Source organism: Methylobacillus rhizosphaerae (genome assembly GCF_900187985.1).
GTDB lineage: Bacteria > Pseudomonadota > Gammaproteobacteria > Burkholderiales > Methylophilaceae > Methylobacillus > Methylobacillus rhizosphaerae.
Genome location: NZ_FZOA01000001.1, coordinates 369,690 through 385,324 on the forward strand (window position 1 = coordinate 369,690; position 15,635 = coordinate 385,324).

At 52.4% G+C, this 15,635-nt stretch carries 19 protein-coding genes; 13 read left to right on the forward strand and 6 right to left on the reverse strand.

The window, feature by feature from the left end; all coding sequences use genetic code 11:
• Positions 1–42: 42 nt before the first annotated feature.
• Positions 43–1,632, reverse strand: a complete 1,590-nt coding sequence (locus CHB59_RS01810) for an AI-2E family transporter (protein ID WP_089374507.1) — start codon at positions 1,630–1,632, stop codon at positions 43–45.
• A gap of 139 nt (positions 1,633–1,771) precedes the next feature.
• Between CHB59_RS01810 and CHB59_RS01815 the strand changes: the two genes are divergently transcribed.
• Complete coding sequence (locus CHB59_RS01815) at positions 1,772–2,191, forward strand: secondary thiamine-phosphate synthase enzyme YjbQ (protein ID WP_089374508.1); 420 nt, start codon at positions 1,772–1,774, stop codon at positions 2,189–2,191.
• Between the two features lie 66 nt (positions 2,192–2,257).
• Here CHB59_RS01815 and CHB59_RS01820 read toward each other — a convergent pair whose 3' ends face one another.
• Positions 2,258–3,538: a murein hydrolase activator EnvC family protein gene (locus CHB59_RS01820; protein ID WP_245834997.1), complete on the reverse strand. Its 1,281-nt coding sequence runs from the start codon at positions 3,536–3,538 to the stop codon at positions 2,258–2,260.
• 9 nt (positions 3,539–3,547) lie between these two features.
• Positions 3,548–5,101 (reverse strand): 2,3-bisphosphoglycerate-independent phosphoglycerate mutase, encoded by a 1,554-nt coding sequence (gpmI, locus tag CHB59_RS01825; RefSeq protein WP_089374510.1) that lies wholly within the window; start codon positions 5,099–5,101, stop codon positions 3,548–3,550.
• A gap of 215 nt (positions 5,102–5,316) precedes the next feature.
• Between gpmI and CHB59_RS01830 the strand changes: the two genes are divergently transcribed.
• The 5 genes from CHB59_RS01830 (at position 5,317) to CHB59_RS01850 (ending at position 8,031) form a co-directional block, all read left to right on the forward strand.
• Positions 5,317–5,724: a rhodanese-like domain-containing protein gene (locus tag CHB59_RS01830; RefSeq protein WP_089374613.1), complete on the forward strand. Its 408-nt coding sequence runs from the start codon at positions 5,317–5,319 to the stop codon at positions 5,722–5,724.
• Between the two features lie 2 nt (positions 5,725–5,726).
• Complete coding sequence (gene grxC / locus CHB59_RS01835; protein ID WP_089374511.1) at positions 5,727–5,984, forward strand: glutaredoxin 3; 258 nt, start codon at positions 5,727–5,729, stop codon at positions 5,982–5,984.
• Between the two features lie 129 nt (positions 5,985–6,113).
• Positions 6,114–6,584 (forward strand): protein-export chaperone SecB, encoded by a 471-nt coding sequence (gene secB / locus CHB59_RS01840; protein WP_089374512.1) that lies wholly within the window; start codon positions 6,114–6,116, stop codon positions 6,582–6,584.
• A complete protein-coding gene (locus CHB59_RS01845; RefSeq protein ID WP_089374513.1) occupies positions 6,565–7,017 on the forward strand; it encodes an SH3 domain-containing protein in 453 nt (150 codons plus the stop codon). The genes secB and CHB59_RS01845 overlap by 20 nt, the downstream gene beginning before the upstream one ends.
• Before the next feature lie 24 nt (positions 7,018–7,041).
• Positions 7,042–8,031 (forward strand): NAD(P)H-dependent glycerol-3-phosphate dehydrogenase, encoded by a 990-nt coding sequence (locus CHB59_RS01850; protein WP_089374514.1) that lies wholly within the window; start codon positions 7,042–7,044, stop codon positions 8,029–8,031.
• An 82-nt stretch (positions 8,032–8,113) separates the two neighbouring features.
• Here CHB59_RS01850 and trmL read toward each other — a convergent pair whose 3' ends face one another.
• From trmL to CHB59_RS01865, 3 genes are all read right to left on the reverse strand, one after another.
• Positions 8,114–8,578 carry a tRNA (uridine(34)/cytosine(34)/5-carboxymethylaminomethyluridine(34)-2'-O)-methyltransferase TrmL gene (gene trmL / locus CHB59_RS01855; protein WP_089374515.1) on the reverse strand — a complete coding sequence of 155 codons (465 nt, stop codon included), beginning with the start codon at positions 8,576–8,578 and terminating at the stop codon, positions 8,114–8,116.
• A 9-nt stretch (positions 8,579–8,587) separates the two neighbouring features.
• Positions 8,588–9,274, reverse strand: a complete 687-nt coding sequence (locus tag CHB59_RS01860; RefSeq protein WP_179212030.1) for a ComF family protein — start codon at positions 9,272–9,274, stop codon at positions 8,588–8,590.
• A 91-nt stretch (positions 9,275–9,365) separates the two neighbouring features.
• On the reverse strand, positions 9,366–9,773 hold the full coding sequence (locus CHB59_RS01865; RefSeq protein WP_089374516.1) for a hypothetical protein: 408 nt from the start codon (positions 9,771–9,773) through the stop codon (positions 9,366–9,368).
• Positions 9,774–10,178: 405 nt separating this feature from the next.
• Here CHB59_RS01865 and CHB59_RS01870 point away from each other — a divergent pair, with 405 nt between their 5' ends.
• From CHB59_RS01870 to CHB59_RS01900, 7 genes are read left to right on the forward strand one after another with little or no spacing between them, the layout of a single operon-like run.
• Entirely contained in the window at positions 10,179–10,565 is a 387-nt protein-coding gene (locus tag CHB59_RS01870; protein WP_089374517.1) for a hypothetical protein, read from the forward strand.
• 20 nt (positions 10,566–10,585) lie between these two features.
• Positions 10,586–11,593, forward strand: coding sequence for a biotin synthase BioB (bioB, locus tag CHB59_RS01875; protein WP_089374518.1), 1,008 nt, complete (start codon positions 10,586–10,588; stop codon positions 11,591–11,593).
• A gap of 6 nt (positions 11,594–11,599) precedes the next feature.
• Positions 11,600–12,799 (forward strand): 8-amino-7-oxononanoate synthase, encoded by a 1,200-nt coding sequence (bioF, locus tag CHB59_RS01880; protein ID WP_179212031.1) that lies wholly within the window; start codon positions 11,600–11,602, stop codon positions 12,797–12,799.
• Complete coding sequence (gene bioH / locus CHB59_RS01885; RefSeq protein WP_089374519.1) at positions 12,796–13,596, forward strand: pimeloyl-ACP methyl ester esterase BioH; 801 nt, start codon at positions 12,796–12,798, stop codon at positions 13,594–13,596. Before bioF ends, bioH begins: the two co-directional genes overlap by 4 nt.
• On the forward strand, positions 13,593–14,468 hold the full coding sequence (gene bioC / locus CHB59_RS01890) for a malonyl-ACP O-methyltransferase BioC (RefSeq protein WP_089374520.1): 876 nt from the start codon (positions 13,593–13,595) through the stop codon (positions 14,466–14,468). Before bioH ends, bioC begins: the two co-directional genes overlap by 4 nt.
• Positions 14,465–15,133 (forward strand): dethiobiotin synthase, encoded by a 669-nt coding sequence (bioD, locus tag CHB59_RS01895; RefSeq protein ID WP_089374521.1) that lies wholly within the window; start codon positions 14,465–14,467, stop codon positions 15,131–15,133. The genes bioC and bioD overlap by 4 nt, the downstream gene beginning before the upstream one ends.
• 23 nt (positions 15,134–15,156) lie before the next feature.
• Positions 15,157–15,627, forward strand: coding sequence for a L,D-transpeptidase family protein (locus CHB59_RS01900; protein ID WP_089374616.1), 471 nt, complete (start codon positions 15,157–15,159; stop codon positions 15,625–15,627).
• The last annotated feature ends 8 nt before the right edge of the window (positions 15,628–15,635 follow it).

The window sequence follows — 15,635 nt, forward strand, 5'->3', positions numbered from 1 at the left end:
AAGCAGAAAAGGGCTGGGTAATTCCAGCCCTTTTTAATTTGGCTATTTTTCTATATCACGTGTGGCCGCACGCCAACGTAGTTTTTCTGAGTAGCGATGCCTGGCCTGCAGGCGGGTATCGTTCAGGATGATTTCCAGCGTCTCTCCCAGAATGCGCACAATACCCAGGATCGGGATGACCAGCATCAATCCGGCCACACCAGCAATCGCTTCACCAATCAGGAACATCATGATGGTCAGTAGTGGATGAATGCGCAGGCTGCGTCCGACAATGGCGGGAAGAAAGAAAAAGTCGTCCAGCATGCGGATGACAATGAATAATGCGGCAAGGCTGTAAATAACATTGATATTGCCAGGCATGTCGGTGGAAGCAATCAGCGCCACAATGGCAAAGCCCAGTACGGGGCCCAGGTAGGGTATCCAGCAGAGAACCGCGACTGTCAGCCCCAGTATCAATGGTGAGGATATACCCAGCGCCCAGAGACCCAGGGTGGTCAGGAGCGTGTCGATGACGGTGATTTTCATGAGACCGACAAAATACAGACGCGCAGATTGATCCACGGCATGAATCAGGTACAGGGTTTTCTCGAAAAAAGCATTGGGTACAGCTGCACCAAGCATTTTGCGGAACTGGGCACCATCCTTGAGCATAAAAAAGGTGATGATTGGTGTCAGCAGCAAGGAGGGCAGCCATGCAGCCAATCCACTTAATATCCTGCTCAGGTATCTATCGGAAAAGTGCTCGGAAAAATCGGTAATCTGCTGGGATACGTTACTGCCCAGATGGGAGTTTTTCAGAAAGCTGAATTGAGATTGCAGGTCACCCAGTATTTGTTCTGCGAGCCTGGCCCCACCTGCTGAGTAATGTGCGAAACCTGCTTGCCAGGTGGCGGCATTGGCAACGACCCTTGGGTAAACCAGCAATAGCGCAATGACAGTGACCAGCAGGAATGCTCCGCTGAGCGTGATGGCTGCGAATGCCCGGCTGCTCCCGGTGGACACCATTTTCTTTTCCAAGGGGGCCAACAGGTAATACAGGATCAGAGCGAGCAGGAACGGGACAACAAGCCAGAGTATTTTCTTGAAAATCAGCAATAGCAGGCAGGTCGTCGTGATAATACCTGCCCAGGCGATAGGGCCCGGACCTTGGTGTAGGTTCGTTGCCGATGCATCATCAATCGCGGTTTGGCTGGCAAGGTGAGGGTACTGAGTCTGGCGCAGGCTGCAATGCTGGGAGATGATGGCGGCGACTTGTGGATGGGTATGGACCAGGTTAAGGAAGTCTTCCCGGAATAGAACCGCAATCAGGCAGTTTTCCGCGGCGCGCACCTGGGCATGGCGCGGCACATTTTCCAGCAGGGCGTGTTCGCCGAAGAACTGTCCTGACTCCAGAGTCGTGATAGTCTCACCATTGATGGAGACACGGATCGTTCCCGACAAGATGAAGTAAACCGCCTGTCCTTCTTCGCTTGCATCAAAGATGATCTCGTCACGGACGTAGGTGCGCTGATGCAGCAGATGATGCAGTGTTTCCAGATCATGGTCACTGAGGTGGGAAAATAGTTGCACTTCACGCAATGCAAGATAGCGGCGGTGTGACGTATGCGAAGAATGGAAACGGCGGAGTAGCATGTAATGGGCTCGGGTCGGGCACGACAACAGGATTTTTTGCCATTCTATCCGGCATTAACCAGATCGCAAGTGTTTAGTGGGGCTGATACAGCCTTATACTGGAAGCTGTAAGGAACATATTGATTCAAGGAGTGGCAATATGCAGCAGCAACATCACCAGATTGTGAAACAGACCAACGGTCGACGCTTATACGACATTACGCCCGACGTGACACGATGGGTGGCATTGTCCGGCATTGGCGAAGGCCTGCTGACGCTTTACATACAGCACACTTCAGCCAGCATCCTGATTAATGAGAATTATGATGCCGACGTGCTGGTGGATATGGAAAGTTTTTTCGCACGATTGGTGCCGGATGGTGATCCTTTATTTATCCATACGGCTGAAGGCGTGGATGACATGCCTGCGCATATACGTTCGGCATTGACGCAAACCAGCATATCCATTCCTGTGCTGGACGGTAAAGTGGCACTTGGCACCTGGCAGGGAGTCTTTCTTTATGAGCACAGACGCATGGCACATACGCGTAAAGTTTTGCTGCATTTGATCGGCGCTTGAGGCGCCGATACGCTCGCTCAGTTCCGGGGTAGGAAATAGTGTGCTACGCAGGTAAGCGTAGCTTGTCTATTTGACTACACTCCAGCTCATGGGGTCGAAAGGCTTGCTCTGGTAACGCAGCTCAAAGTAAACGCCGTGCTGTTCGTTGCCGCCACTGTTGCCTACGGCAGCTACCGTATCGCCACCCTTGACATTATCTCCAACCTGTTTCAATACGGCCTGGTTATTACCGTACAAGCTCATATAGCCGCCGCCATGGTCGATGATGATCAGATTGCCAAAGCCGCGTAACCAATCAGCAAAGACCACCTGGCCGCTGGCAACTGCTTTGACCTCACTGCCTTCGCTGGCGCGTATGAATAGGCCTTTCCATGAAACGCCTGTGTCAGCGCGGCTGCTGCCAAAACGGTTGGTGACCACCCCGCGTACCGGCAGGTTGAGCTTGCCTTTGAGTGATGAAAAGTTGCTGCCATCGAAGGCATTGCTGGGCAGGGCATCGTTACGAGCAATCGTCTTGCTGTCAGAGGCTTGTTGGCTGGTGGATGCCTGGTTCCTGGCTTTGTTCTTTGCGGCTTCCCGTTGTGCCTTCTCCCGGGCGGCTTTTTCTCGTGCTGCTTTTTCCCGCGCAGCCTTGGCCAGTTTCTCCATCAATTGGGTCAGGCGTTGCTCGTCTCGCTTCAATTTATCAATTTCATTGCGTTGAGCGCTGATCTTGCTGGAAATCTGTTTGACGAGTTTATCGCGCTCCCCCTTTTGTTGTTGCAGTTCTGCGCGCTCTTTTTCCTGTTGTTCCTTGAGAGAGTCCAGCTTTTGCAATGTCTTGGCAGTAGCGGCATTGAGGGTTTCTACCTTGATGATATTGGCCGATGCTGCCTCCATCAACTCCTTGCGGGCGTGGGAAACATAGCCGAAATAATGCAACTGCCGCGTGATGGCATTGGGATCTTGCTGCTGCAATAGCACTTGTGCCTGGCTGGGTTTGCCATACAGATATTGCTGATAGAACTGCTGGTTCAATAATGCCTGTTGTTGCTTGAGATTATTGGTGTGAACGGTTTTCTGCTGTTGTAACGCGTCCAGTGTCTGGTTGTTTGCCTGCTGCTGTTGCTGGAGATCATGTAATTTGCGGTTGGCCTCACTGATAGCTTTTTCGCTTTTCTTGAGCGCATCCGCTGCTTCGGCGTGTTCCTCCTGAGAGCTGGTCAGTTCTTTTTTCAATGACTCCAGTCGCTGGTGGATTTCATCCAGGGCAGCCTTGGGCTGCCTGGAATCATCTTTCGAGGCTGCCCATACTGCAGGTGTGGCAGTGAGGCTGCCTGCAAGCAGCAGGTGAAACCAGCGACGCATCAACATGGATTATTCCGCAGTGAATGTGACCAGGGATTTGCCTGTCATTTCGGCAGGCTGCTTCAATCCCATCATAGCGAGCAGGGATGGAGCAAGGTCGCTTAATGAACCGCTGCCGGGTACGGCCAATGTTGCAGGCTTACCGATAAAGAATAATGGCACCTGGTTGGTGGTGTGCTGGGTATGTGGTTGATTATTTTCATAATCCAGCATTTGTTCGACATTGCCGTGATCGGCGGTGACGATGGCTTGCCCCCCTATGCTTTCCATGGCTTTAATTACGCGTGCAAGACAGGTATCTATGGTTTCCACTGCCTTGATTGATGCATTGAGGTCACCGGAGTGGCCGACCATATCGCAGTTTGCATAGTTACAGATGATGGCATCGTACTTTTTACTGAGGATGGCTGCTTCAAGTTTGTCCGTGAGTTCGAAAGCACTCATTTCCGGTTGCAGGTCGTAAGTGGCAACTTTTGGGGACGGGATCAGGATGCGGTCTTCGCCATTAAATACTTGCTCTTCACCACCATTAAAGAAGAAGGTGACATGAGGGTATTTCTCGGTCTCGGCAATACGCAACTGGGTCAGGCCGTGCTGCGCGACATATTCACCAAAGGTATTGCGTATTTCCACAGGGGAGAAAATCGGGGTGGCGCGGGTTTCGGCTTTGTCATACAAGGTCAGTGTGTAGAAACCTGCCAGTTTGGGCTGGCGACGGCGGTTGAAGCCATCAAAGTCAGGATCCAGCAAGGCATGTGTCAGTTGACGCGCACGATCGGAGCGGAAATTGACGAAAATCACGACATCGCCATCTTCCATGGTTACCGGAGTGCTGCCTTCAGGAACAATGGCGGTCGCCTGGACGAATTCATCTTTCTCATTCCGGGTATAGGCGGCCTCCAGGCCGGCAAGTGAGCTGACCGCAGTAAACTCGCCATTGCCATCAGTAATCAGGTTATAGGCGGATTCCACTCGCGGCCAACGCTTGTCTCTGTCCATGGCATAAAAACGGCCACAGATGGAAGCCACCCTGCCGCCGCCGATACGGGCGCAGGCTTGATCCAGTTTTTCCAGATAAGGTCCAGCACTGATGGGCGGTGTGTCACGTCCATCAAGGAAGGCGTGAACGTAAACATCCTCGACACCGGCTTTCACAGCCATTTCAATGGTCGCGTGGATATGGTCCTGATGGCTGTGTACCCCACCATCGGACACCAGGCCGAGAATATGGATGGCCTTGTTATTTACTTTTGCCTTTGATATTGCTTCTAGTAAAACCGGATTGCTGAAGAACTCCCGGCTTGCAATGGCGCGATTGATACGTTCGAAATCCTGGAAAACTACACGGCCAGCACCAATATTGAGATGGCCAACTTCTGAGTTTCCCATCTGTCCGCGTGGCAATCCGACAAAGGTTTCGGAGGCGTTGATCAGGGTGTGGGGGTATTCTGTCCACATTCTGTCGAGATTAGGTGTGTTCGCCTGGGCAATTGCATTGTCACGGCTATTTTCGCGGTAACCGAAGCCATCAAGGATGACGAGTAAGGCAGGAGTGACGTTCATTACAGTAAGGATTCCGGTGAATTCAAGAAATAGAGTGGTATTTTAACCTATGCTAAGTCATGCGTCTTGACTGGTGGTAATGGTTTGTGCCTGGTTTTTTGCCGGCAGTGCTTGAATTCCGCCATTCTGGCTCCATTTAGCTGGAAAGCAGTGTCAGTTGAGTCTATGGAAGTTGGGTACAATACAGGCTTTCCAGTATTTTCTTTGGGGTGATTGTGGAGTTCATTGCAAAAAACGCATTATGGATCGGTCTTGCTTTCGGTTCCGGCATCATGTTGTTACTGACTTCGATGAAGCGGGGTTTTGGCGGCAATATCAGTGCCAGTGATGCAGTGTTGCTGATCAATCGCTCGCACGCAGTGGTGCTGGACGTGCGAGATGATGCCGAATTCAATGCCGGGCATATCGCTGATGCCAAGCATATTCCATTGGCACAGCTGCCGGACCGCCTCAAGGAGTTGAGCAGATTTAAGGAGAAGCCGGTGCTGGTGTATGGTGAAACTGGAACGCACACTAGCAAGGCAGCTTCTATTCTGAGTAAGAGCGAATTCAAGCAGGTGAGGCAGTTGCAAGGTGGCGTCAAGGCCTGGCAAGATGCCAAATTGCCATTGGTGAAAGGTTGAGCATGGCAGATATTTTGATGTATACCACCGGTACTTGTCCTTATTGCATCAATGCCGAACGCTTGTTATTAAGCAAGGGCGTGCAGCAGATAAACAAGGTACGTGTTGATCTTGAGCCGGAGCTCAGGATGAAAATGATGGAACAGACCGGCAGGCGTACTGTTCCACAAATTTATATCGACGATATGCATGTGGGCGGATTTGATGACCTGCGTGCGCTTGATATGGCTGGCAAGCTGGATCCGTTGCTGGCGAAATAGTGTCGTGGTTTTGTAGTACAAAACCTGGGCTGAAGCGGATAGAATGGCAGGACTGAGTTTGAAACGCTTATCTATATTTTTAATTTAACAGGGGCGCGTATTGCGCAACCCGATATCAAGGGAAGAGAAATGGCAGAAGAACAGGCAGCAGCACAAGAACAACAACCAGCATTCGGGATTGAGAAAGTTTACGTCAAGGATCTCTCACTGGAAGTCCCTAATGCGCCGCAGATTTTTATCAAGCTTGAAACACCACAAATTGGTATCGAGCTGGGTAATACCGCTACCCAGCTGGAAGAGGGTGTATTTGAAGTGGCGTTGACTGTGACCGTCACTTCCAAGGTAGAAGAAAAAACTGTATTCCTGGTGGAAGTGATCCAGGCTGGTATTTTCCAGATTCGCAATATTCCTCAGGAAAACGTTGAGTTCATTCTGGGCGTTACCTGCCCGAACATCATTTTCCCGTATGCACGTGAAACTATCTCGGATCTCATTACCCGCGCCGGTTTCCCACCTGTATTGCTGAATCCTGTCAATTTTGAGGCACTTTATGCTCAACAACAGAACCAGGCGAATGCAAATGGTGCAACAGTCAACTAAAGTACTGTTGACGGCAGCATTTCTGCTGCTGGTGCCTGTGATGGCGTCAGCAGTGGAGTTTCGCTCGATTTCTGCCACCAAGGCAGTGATGTACGATGCGCCTTCTGCACAGGGCAAGAAGACTTTCATTCTCAGCCAGGATTATCCGGTTGAGATTATTGTCAATCTTGGAGACTGGCTCAAGGTGCGGGATGCACAAGGAGGCCTCAACTGGATTGAGTCCAAGCAACTTGCTGCCAAGCGTACCGTGTTGGTGAGAAATGGGCCTGCAGACGTGCGCCAGGCAGCAGATGCAACGGCTCCTGTGCTGGGCAAGGCCGATAAGGATGTGGTGTTTGATATGCTGGAAGCTCCCGTGAATGGTTGGGTCAAGGTCAAGCACCGTGATGGCATGACCGGCTATGTGCAGGCTTCATCCTTATGGGGATTTTGATGTCGCTTGTTAAATAGTGTCACTATGAAAATTTCAGTTTTAGGTGCTGGCGCCTGGGGTACGGCTTTAGCCTTGCAAATCAGCCGCCAGCATCAAGTCTCTCTCTGGACGCGAAACCAGGCGCATATCATGGATATGCAGGTGACACGTGCCAATCTACAATATCTCGGTGATTTTACCTTTGGTGACCAATTGGTGGTGGAGGGTGATCTTGGCCGTGCGCTGGAAGGCGCTGACCTGATTGTCTCTGTGGTACCGACCAATGGCTTCCGCAATACCTTGAAGGATATCAAGCGACTGGGTTCTAGTGCGCCTGTGGTCTGGGCATCCAAAGGACTGGAAGCAGCCACTGCAAAACTGCCGCATGAAGTGGCGCAGGATGAGTTGGGCGATAGTCGCCACTGGGGTGTCTTGTCTGGGCCGAGTTTTGCGGCAGAGCTGGTGCGTGGTCTGCCTACTGCGGTGACCCTGGCTGCCAATGATGCAGCTTTTGCTGCGCGTGCTGGTGCCTTGTTGCACGGAGGTAATTTCCGTGTGTATACCAGCACCGATGTCACTGGTGTTTCTGTTGGCGGTGCGCTCAAGAATGTATTGGCTATTGCAGCCGGTATCAGTGATGGCATGCAGTGTGGCAATAATGCCCGGGCAGCCCTGATTACCCGTGGTATGGCCGAGATCACGCGCTTTGGTGTTGCGCTTGGAGGTATCAAGGATACCTTCATGGGGCTGACAGGTGCCGGTGATCTTATTCTGACCTGTACCGGGCAATATTCACGCAATCGGGAAGTCGGCTTGCGTCTTGCCAATGGTCAGACATTGCAGGAAATTCTCAAGACTTTGGGGCATGTGGCTGAAGGAGTGCATACGGCACGTGAGGTGATGAAGCGCGCTCATTCCCTTGGTGTGGAAATGCCGATTACGCAAGAGGTTGATCAGGTACTTTCACATGGGCGTTCGCCGAGACAGGCTATGGAGAACCTGCTTAATCGCGAGCAGAAGTCAGAATCCCTATAAGAGCGGACTCACCTGGAATATCAAAAAGCACCGATTCGGTGCTTTTTGTTTTTTTACTATGGAATTGTCAGGCACCAGCGGTTTAAAGTGCGCCTGGAAAATCATGCTGACGCCAGGCTTCATATAGCAGGATAGCGGCTGAATTTGAGAGGTTGAGGCTGCGACTTTCCGGCATCATGGGCAGCCTGACGCGGTGCTCTGGGCTGAATTCAGCACGAATGTCTTCAGGTAGTCCACGAGTTTCCGGGCCAAATACAAAGACATCGCCAGGCAGGAACTGGATGTTGCTGTGACGCGTACTGCCCTTAGTTGTCAGGGCGAACATCCTGCGCCCGGCAAGCGCTTGCTTGCAGGCTGCCCAGTCGTCGTGAACAACAAGGCTGGCATATTCATGGTAATCCAGCCCGGCGCGTTTCAGCTGCTTGTCTTCTAGATTGAAACCCAGCGGCCTGACCAGGTGCAAGCGTGTTCCGCTATTGGCGCACAGTCGAATGATATTGCCGGTGTTCGGGGGGATTTCCGGCTGGTAGAGAACAATTTCAAACATAACGGTTGTTTACGGGGAAAATGTGCGGGCGATCACCCAGCATTCTACATGTTTGGCGCCTGCCGCCTTGACAGTTTTTGCCAAGGCATTAAGGCTGGCTCCCGTGGTCATGACATCGTCAATCAGGATCACATTCATATCCTGTAAGGTTGTCAGGCATTCAAAAGCCCCTTGCATATTACGGAGACGCTGTTTGTATGGCAGGCTGGCTTGCGGTGGTGTAGGCCTGATACGCTTGCAGGTGCGGAAATCAACCGGGATATGCAAGCGCGCACTGACCACCTTGGCAATTTCCATGGATTGGTTGAAGCCGCGCTCCTGCAGGCGCTCCTGATGTAATGGCATGGGAATGATGCAATCGGCGACCGGTATATGTGGTACATGCTCGACAAGTAAGTTGCCCATGGTATGGGCAAGGGACAGCAGCTGCCTGTATTTGAATTGTTGCAGCAGCCCGGAGAGTGGAAACTGGTAGCGGAACAGGCTGAATGTCGCATCAAAAGCCGGAGCAAGGCTGATGCACTGCCCGCACAGGAGATTATGCTGGCTGGGCAAGGCGCACTGCGGGCAGGTATCGTGAAGATGCCACGGCAAGTCCTGTAGGCAGGGTTGGCAAATGCCAGGCCTTCCGCTATCCGGGCCGGCGCAAAGCAGGCAAGGCTGGGGAAATGCCAAGTCCAGAATGCTGGTCAGCATCACGTTATCCCAATCAGGTGATGGAAATGATGATTCTAACGTGTTGTAGAGGAGTTCGCTGATCGGAGCGAGCAGAAAGCCTGGACAAGTTTCAGGGTTGTTCCACTGTCATGTCGTGCCATGATTCCTTGTGGGCCTTGATCAATGATGACAAACCGGCCGGGACGACGACGGTAAATGCAATCGCCCAGAGTATCAGCACCAAGTGCCATGCATCTCCTACAAGCGGGATCAGTACCCCGGCAAAAATCATGGAGGCAAGCAGGCAACCGGAGATGCCGTAAAAGCGATAACCGGCATATTGTGTATATTTCCTGACCTGCGGGCATGGGTGCTGAATATTGGCGGAGTACACAAAAATGGAGATACCAATCCAGATGAACAGGATCGGGAACGCAGGCATCAGGGTGATGGCAATGATGGAGCCCAGGTTGAACATCTGGGCACATCTTTTCTGCGATTGTGCACTAATGGTACAGATAGCGGGAACCGGGCTCATAACATCTTCCATGAAACTACAACGGTATTCATTATGAAGAATTCATTACATCAATAATAATGAAATTTAATTGGAATTAAGATGAAAATAAATGATGTTAAGAATGTGGCGTCCATATTCCGGATGTCGGTGTTAGTGTTTTGATTGCAGGGCCGCAAGTAGTATGGCCTGGTTGTTTCCCCATCACATGATATGTCGCTCGGTAAGAGGCTCGACATGCCATAGCTGGGTGCAGGAGATTCAATCTATATAGATGTATATGGATATTGCAGCGTATTGCCGGGTCAGTGTCTGGAGGTTTTTATCTGAATTATGTTGTGATTAATTTTTAATCATATGTAAATTGATTGTTGTCATCGGGTTTGACAAGTTATAATCCGCTTTTTTGAATTCCATTTTCATCTCATGGCTACCAAAGTAATCACAGCCAAGCAGCAGATGCGGGCAGCGCAAAGTTTTCCTTTCTTTTCCAGTCTTGCCGTCATTGTGCCGGTATTGATTCCTTTCTGGATTGCTGCTTCCATTTTTGCCTATTGCTCCATTGCCCATCATCCGTGCAATCGTGTCTGTCAGTATCTGGTGCCGGCAGGATATCGCTTCTACGGGTTACTCGGGACATGGGTCGTGCTGCTTAATTTCAGCTCCAACCTGGCTGGTTGGGTGGGCGGGGCGTTGAATCTTGCCCTGATTATCTGGGGTATCAGTGTACTGATCATTGTACCTTTGGGAATTCGTGACATCCTGCGTGCCAAGAAAGAGCCGTGGCAGGATTTAACGGTTGAAACAGAATAGTAGAGAGGAGCAACACCACCATGCAAGAGTCAGTGATCGATATACGCGGGCTGGATAATGCGGAACGTATCAAAGTGCAGCTGCGCACAGAAGCGCCCAAGCGCTGGCAAGTAGACGATATTGTGGCATTGTTCGAGTTGCCCTTTGCTGATTTGATGCACCGCGCCCAGTCCATACACCGTGAGAATTTCGACCCGAATGGCGTGCAGGTGAGTACATTACTGTCGATCAAGACCGGCGGCTGTTCCGAGGACTGTGGCTATTGCCCGCAGGCTGCGCGTTACCATACTGACGTGGAAAAACAGGATTTGATGCAGCTGGAGGAAGTGCTGGCTGCAGCGCGTGCTGCCAAGGAGAATGGGGCCAGTCGTTTCTGTATGGGTGCTGCCTGGCGTAGTCCCAAGCAGCGTGATCTCGAGCCTGTGTTGAAGATGATCCAGGAAGTGAAAGCCATGGGTCTGGAAACCTGTGCCACGCTGGGAATGCTGAAGGACGGCCAGGCAGAGCAGTTGAAGGAAGCTGGTCTTGATTATTACAACCATAACCTGGATACGGCGCCTGAATATTATGGTGACGTGATTACAACCCGGACATATCAGGACAGGCTGGATACGCTGGAGCGTGTGCGTGAGCAGGATATCAATGTATGTTGTGGCGGCATTATCGGCATGGGTGAGTCCCGCGTGCAACGTGCTGGCCTGCTGGCCCAGCTTGCCAATATGGAGCGCCCGCCTGAAAGTGTGCCGATCAACCTGCTGACCCAGGTGGAGGGCACGCCTATGTATGGCATGGATGAGCTGGACCCGTTCGAGTTCGTGCGTACAATTGCGGCGGCGCGTATCACGATGCCGCAAAGCTTTGTTCGTCTTTCCGCCGGACGCCAGAGCATGCATGAAGGTATTCAGGCATTGTGTTTCCTGGCTGGCGCCAATTCGATTTTCTACGGTGAGAAGTTGCTGACCACGGATAATCCTGAGGCTGAGACTGACCGCAAGCTGTTTGACAAGCTCGGCATCCATCCACTTTAAACCCAGATGTCCTCCATGCTGGAATCTCACCCGGCAGAAGTAGCCGCTCCATTGCTGAATGCATTGCAGGCTGAGCTCGCTGAACGTGCGACTCTCGGCTTGCTACGCCAGCGTCGTGTGCTACATGGAATGCAGGGCGTGCATGTTGAGGTTGATGGTAAGCGTTTACTTTCATTCTGCAGCAATGATTACCTCGGGCTGGCGGCGCATCCTGCTCTGATCTCTGCCATGCAGCAAAGCGCCGCTGTTGCCGGGGCAGGGACAGGCGCGTCGCATCTGGTGACAGGGCACCAGGATGCCCATGAGGCATTGGAGCATACCTTGCAGGCCTTCATGCGTATGCCTGGCATCCTGTTGTTCACTACGGGTTACATGGCGAATCTGGGCATTATCACTGCATTGTGCGAGCGTGAGGATGCCATCTTCGCCGACAAGCTCAACCATGCTTCCCTCAACGACGCGGCATTGCTGTCGCGTGCTGAGCTCAAGCGTTATGCCCACAATGACCTGGCAAGTCTTGAACGCATGCTGGCACACAGCACGGCGCGGCGGAAACTGGTAGTGGCAGATGCTGTGTTCAGCATGGATGGCGATCTGGCACCAGTGCCGGAATTATTACGACTGTGCGAGCGATACGATGCCTACCTGATGCTGGATGATGCACATGGGTTCGGTGTATTGGGGAAGACAGGGCGCGGGGTGCTGGAACATTTTGCCATTGATTCCCCGCGCATCATCTATATGGCGACACTGGGCAAGGCTGCCGGCGCTGCAGGCGCATTCGTGGCCGGGCCAAAAACCGTGACCGATTACCTGATGCAGACAGCACGACCTTATATCTATACAACGGCAAGCCCCGCACCTGTCGCTGCGGCAGCCATGGCAGGAGTGCAATTGATCCAGCAGGATGATGCCCGGCGAGCGCATTTGCACGCAATGATCCATGAATTCAGACAATCCTGCCAGTTGCGGCGCTGGCAATTAATGACATCGGATACTGCCATCCAGCCCATCATCATTGGCAGCAATGATGATGCGTTGCATATTAGTAAGTGCTTACTTAAGTCAGGTATCCTTGTGCCAGCCATCCGGCCACCCACTGTGCCCAAGGGCACCGCTCGCTTGAGAGTTTCCTTGTCCGCGGCCCATTGCTCTGCAGATATTCAACAATTGATGGCTGTATTACACAGGCTGGAGGCAGTATGAGTACGATTCACCAGGACATCATTGGTAAGGGGCAGCCACTGGTCCTGATTCATGGGTGGGGCATGCATGGTGGCGTGTGGCAGCCGCTGGTAAAAAAATTATCCCAGTCTTTTGAGTTGCATATTGTGGATTTGCCCGGCATGGGCCTGAGCCATGACATGGCGGCGGAAAACCTAGATGATATGGTGGCTGCGCTCTTGCCTGTCCTGCCGCAACGTGCCAATGTGCTGGGTTGGTCGCTGGGTGGCCTGGTTGCCCAGCGCCTGGCAATGCAGCATCCTGCGCTGGTGGAAAAACTCGTGCTGGTGGGCAGTACGCCCCGCTTTGTCAATACTGCGCCTGATGATCCTCAACCTTGGCAGTATGGTATGGCAGCTGCCGTGTTCCAGAAATTCGCGCAACAAGTAGGCGCGGATTACGCTGCTACGCTGATCAAGTTCCTGACTTTGCAATGCATGGGAGCCAATGATGCGCGCTCCACCATCAAGCAATTGCGCCAGGCGCTGGCTGGACGTCCGGTACCCTCACCATTGGCGCTTGAATCGGCGCTCAATGTATTGCTGCAGAATGACCTGCGTTCGGATCTGCCCGGACTGCAGCAGCCGGTGCTGCTGATTCATGGTGATCGTGACACCCTGGCTCCCGTGCAGGCAGCGAACTGGCTGGTACAGCACTTGCCACATGCAAGACTTAGAGTCATCTCCGGGGCAGGTCATGCTCCCTTCCTGTCGCATACTGCACAGTTTATCGAGAGTGTGCGTGACTTTCTTGAATCCGTAACAGACATATCGCAATGAGTGACGAGTATTTGATTGACAAGGCCAGGGTGCGCGCATCTTTCGACCGGGCTGCGGGTAGTTATGATGCTGCCGCAATCCTGCAGCGTGAAGTGCGGGAGCGTATGCTGGAGCGCCTGGAGCTGGTCAAGATCGCGCCGCGCGTTATCCTAGATGCGGGCTGTGGCACAGGGCATGCCACTGTGGCATTGGGCAAGCGTTACGCCGACAGCGATGTCATTTCACTGGACATTGCCATGGGCATGTTGCAGCAGACCCTGGCGCACTATCCCTGGATCAAGCGTGTATTGCCGATGTTGGGGCAGAAGCGTCCTGCTGCGCTGTGTGCGGATATTGAACAACTGCCATTGCGGGATGCCAGTGTGGACTTGATCTGGTCGAACGTGGCCATTCAGTGGTGCAATGATCTCGACAGTGCTTTTGCCGGCATGGCGCGCGTGTTGCGGCCAGAAGGCCTGCTGATGTTCAGCACGTTTGGGCCTGATACACTCAAGGAGTTGCGTGCAGCGTCCGGCGGAGATCACGTGCATGTCAGCAGGTTCATTGATATGCACGATATTGGGGATGCATTGGTACGTGCTGGTTTTTCTGATCCGGTACTGGATGTTGAACGCTTTGTGCTGACGTATGATGATGTCATGGCTGTCATGCGCGACCTCAAGGCAATCGGTGCCAATAATGCTGCAACAGGGCGTGCCCGTGGGCTTTTGGGGCGTGGCTTTCTTCAGCGCCTGACCGACGCCTATGAACAATTTCGCCATGAGGGAAAATTGCCGGCAACCTATGAAGTTGTCTATGGCCATGCGTGGAAACTGCAATCCAAGCAGGCTGGACTTTCCACCGTGACGTTGCATCCACGGAAGCCACGATGAATACAAACCGGCACCATGCCTATTTTGTCACCGGCACTGATACTGGTGTGGGCAAGACCTTTATCAGCAGCATGCTGGTACGCCAGTTTGCCCGGCAGGGCTTGCGCAGCGTGGGTATGAAACCAGTTGCCTCCGGGTGCGATCGTCTCGATGGGCAGCTGGTCTCTGAAGATGTCACCCAACTGTTGGCTGCCAGCAATATCAACCTACCATTATCTGATATCAATCCCTATACCTTCGAGCCTGCCATTGCACCGCATATCGCAGCCAGGCAGGCTGGTGTGTCGATTGACCTTGATCATATTGTGGCAGCTTTCAAGCGCCTGCAGACCGAGGCGGATGTCGTGATTGTCGAGGGCGCAGGTGGTTTCTATGTGCCGCTGGATGAGCAGTATGATATGGCTGACCTTGCTACCAGGCTTGGCCTATCGATCATCCTGGTGGTCGGTATGCGCCTGGGCTGTATCAATCATGCGTTGCTTACCGCCAAGGCAATCCAGCAACATGGCCTGACTTTGGCAGGCTGGGTGGCAAACCAGGTTGATCCCGGGATGGCCATGCTGGAAGAGAACCTGCAAACCTTGCGGCAGCGTATGCCGGGAGAGTATCTTGGATTTGTACCTTGGGGTGGACAGTGCGAGATGACTGGAGTGATCGCGTTTTAATGACTGATCTTGGATATCACGCCATGAAAATTCTGTTGCTGCTATGCCTGTGGGCTTCCACGTCAGCATTTGCTGAAGTTGACCTGGTCAAAGTTGATAAGGCTGCCAGGAAAATGATGTTGATGGATGGAAACCAGGTGGTGAAAGAATACCGGATTGCACTGGGTAGTAATCCGCAAGGTCACAAAGTGCAAGAAGGGGATGAGCGTACTCCAGAAGGTGTATATACGCTTGACTATGTGAAACTGGATTCATTGTTCTACAAATCCATGCATGTCAATTACCCAAATGATGCAGATGTCGCTAACGCCAGAAGACTGGGTGTGTCTCCGGGTGGATTCATCATGGTGCACGGACAGAGAAATGGCTTCGGTTGGCTTGCACCTGTCACGCAGAAATTTGATTGGACTAATGGCTGCATCGCCATCACCAATCGTGAAATGGATGAGTTCCTGACCTTGGTCAAGGTAGGCACTACAATCCGGATCAAGTAATAGAAACT

Coding starts and splice junctions, on each gene's coding strand:
- CHB59_RS01870 (WP_089374517.1), top strand. CDS start 10,179: ATGGCTACCAAAGTAATCACAGCCAAGCAGCAGATGCGGGCAGCGCAA.
- gpmI (WP_089374510.1), bottom strand. CDS start 5,101: ATGAACGTCACTCCTGCCTTACTCGTCATCCTTGATGGCTTCGGTTAC.
- bioB (WP_089374518.1), top strand. CDS start 10,586: ATGCAAGAGTCAGTGATCGATATACGCGGGCTGGATAATGCGGAACGT.
- CHB59_RS01810 (WP_089374507.1), bottom strand. CDS start 1,632: ATGCTACTCCGCCGTTTCCATTCTTCGCATACGTCACACCGCCGCTAT.
- CHB59_RS01845 (WP_089374513.1), top strand. CDS start 6,565: ATGGTGCAACAGTCAACTAAAGTACTGTTGACGGCAGCATTTCTGCTG.
- bioF (WP_179212031.1), top strand. CDS start 11,600: ATGTCCTCCATGCTGGAATCTCACCCGGCAGAAGTAGCCGCTCCATTG.
- trmL (WP_089374515.1), bottom strand. CDS start 8,578: ATGTTTGAAATTGTTCTCTACCAGCCGGAAATCCCCCCGAACACCGGC.
- CHB59_RS01815 (WP_089374508.1), top strand. CDS start 1,772: ATGCAGCAGCAACATCACCAGATTGTGAAACAGACCAACGGTCGACGC.
- CHB59_RS01820 (WP_245834997.1), bottom strand. CDS start 3,538: ATGCGTCGCTGGTTTCACCTGCTGCTTGCAGGCAGCCTCACTGCCACA.
- bioC (WP_089374520.1), top strand. CDS start 13,593: ATGAGTGACGAGTATTTGATTGACAAGGCCAGGGTGCGCGCATCTTTC.
- bioD (WP_089374521.1), top strand. CDS start 14,465: ATGAATACAAACCGGCACCATGCCTATTTTGTCACCGGCACTGATACT.
- CHB59_RS01865 (WP_089374516.1), bottom strand. CDS start 9,773: ATGAGCCCGGTTCCCGCTATCTGTACCATTAGTGCACAATCGCAGAAA.
- CHB59_RS01850 (WP_089374514.1), top strand. CDS start 7,042: ATGAAAATTTCAGTTTTAGGTGCTGGCGCCTGGGGTACGGCTTTAGCC.
- CHB59_RS01900 (WP_089374616.1), top strand. CDS start 15,157: ATGAAAATTCTGTTGCTGCTATGCCTGTGGGCTTCCACGTCAGCATTT.
- bioH (WP_089374519.1), top strand. CDS start 12,796: ATGAGTACGATTCACCAGGACATCATTGGTAAGGGGCAGCCACTGGTC.
- grxC (WP_089374511.1), top strand. CDS start 5,727: ATGGCAGATATTTTGATGTATACCACCGGTACTTGTCCTTATTGCATC.
- secB (WP_089374512.1), top strand. CDS start 6,114: ATGGCAGAAGAACAGGCAGCAGCACAAGAACAACAACCAGCATTCGGG.
- CHB59_RS01860 (WP_179212030.1), bottom strand. CDS start 9,274: ATGCTGACCAGCATTCTGGACTTGGCATTTCCCCAGCCTTGCCTGCTT.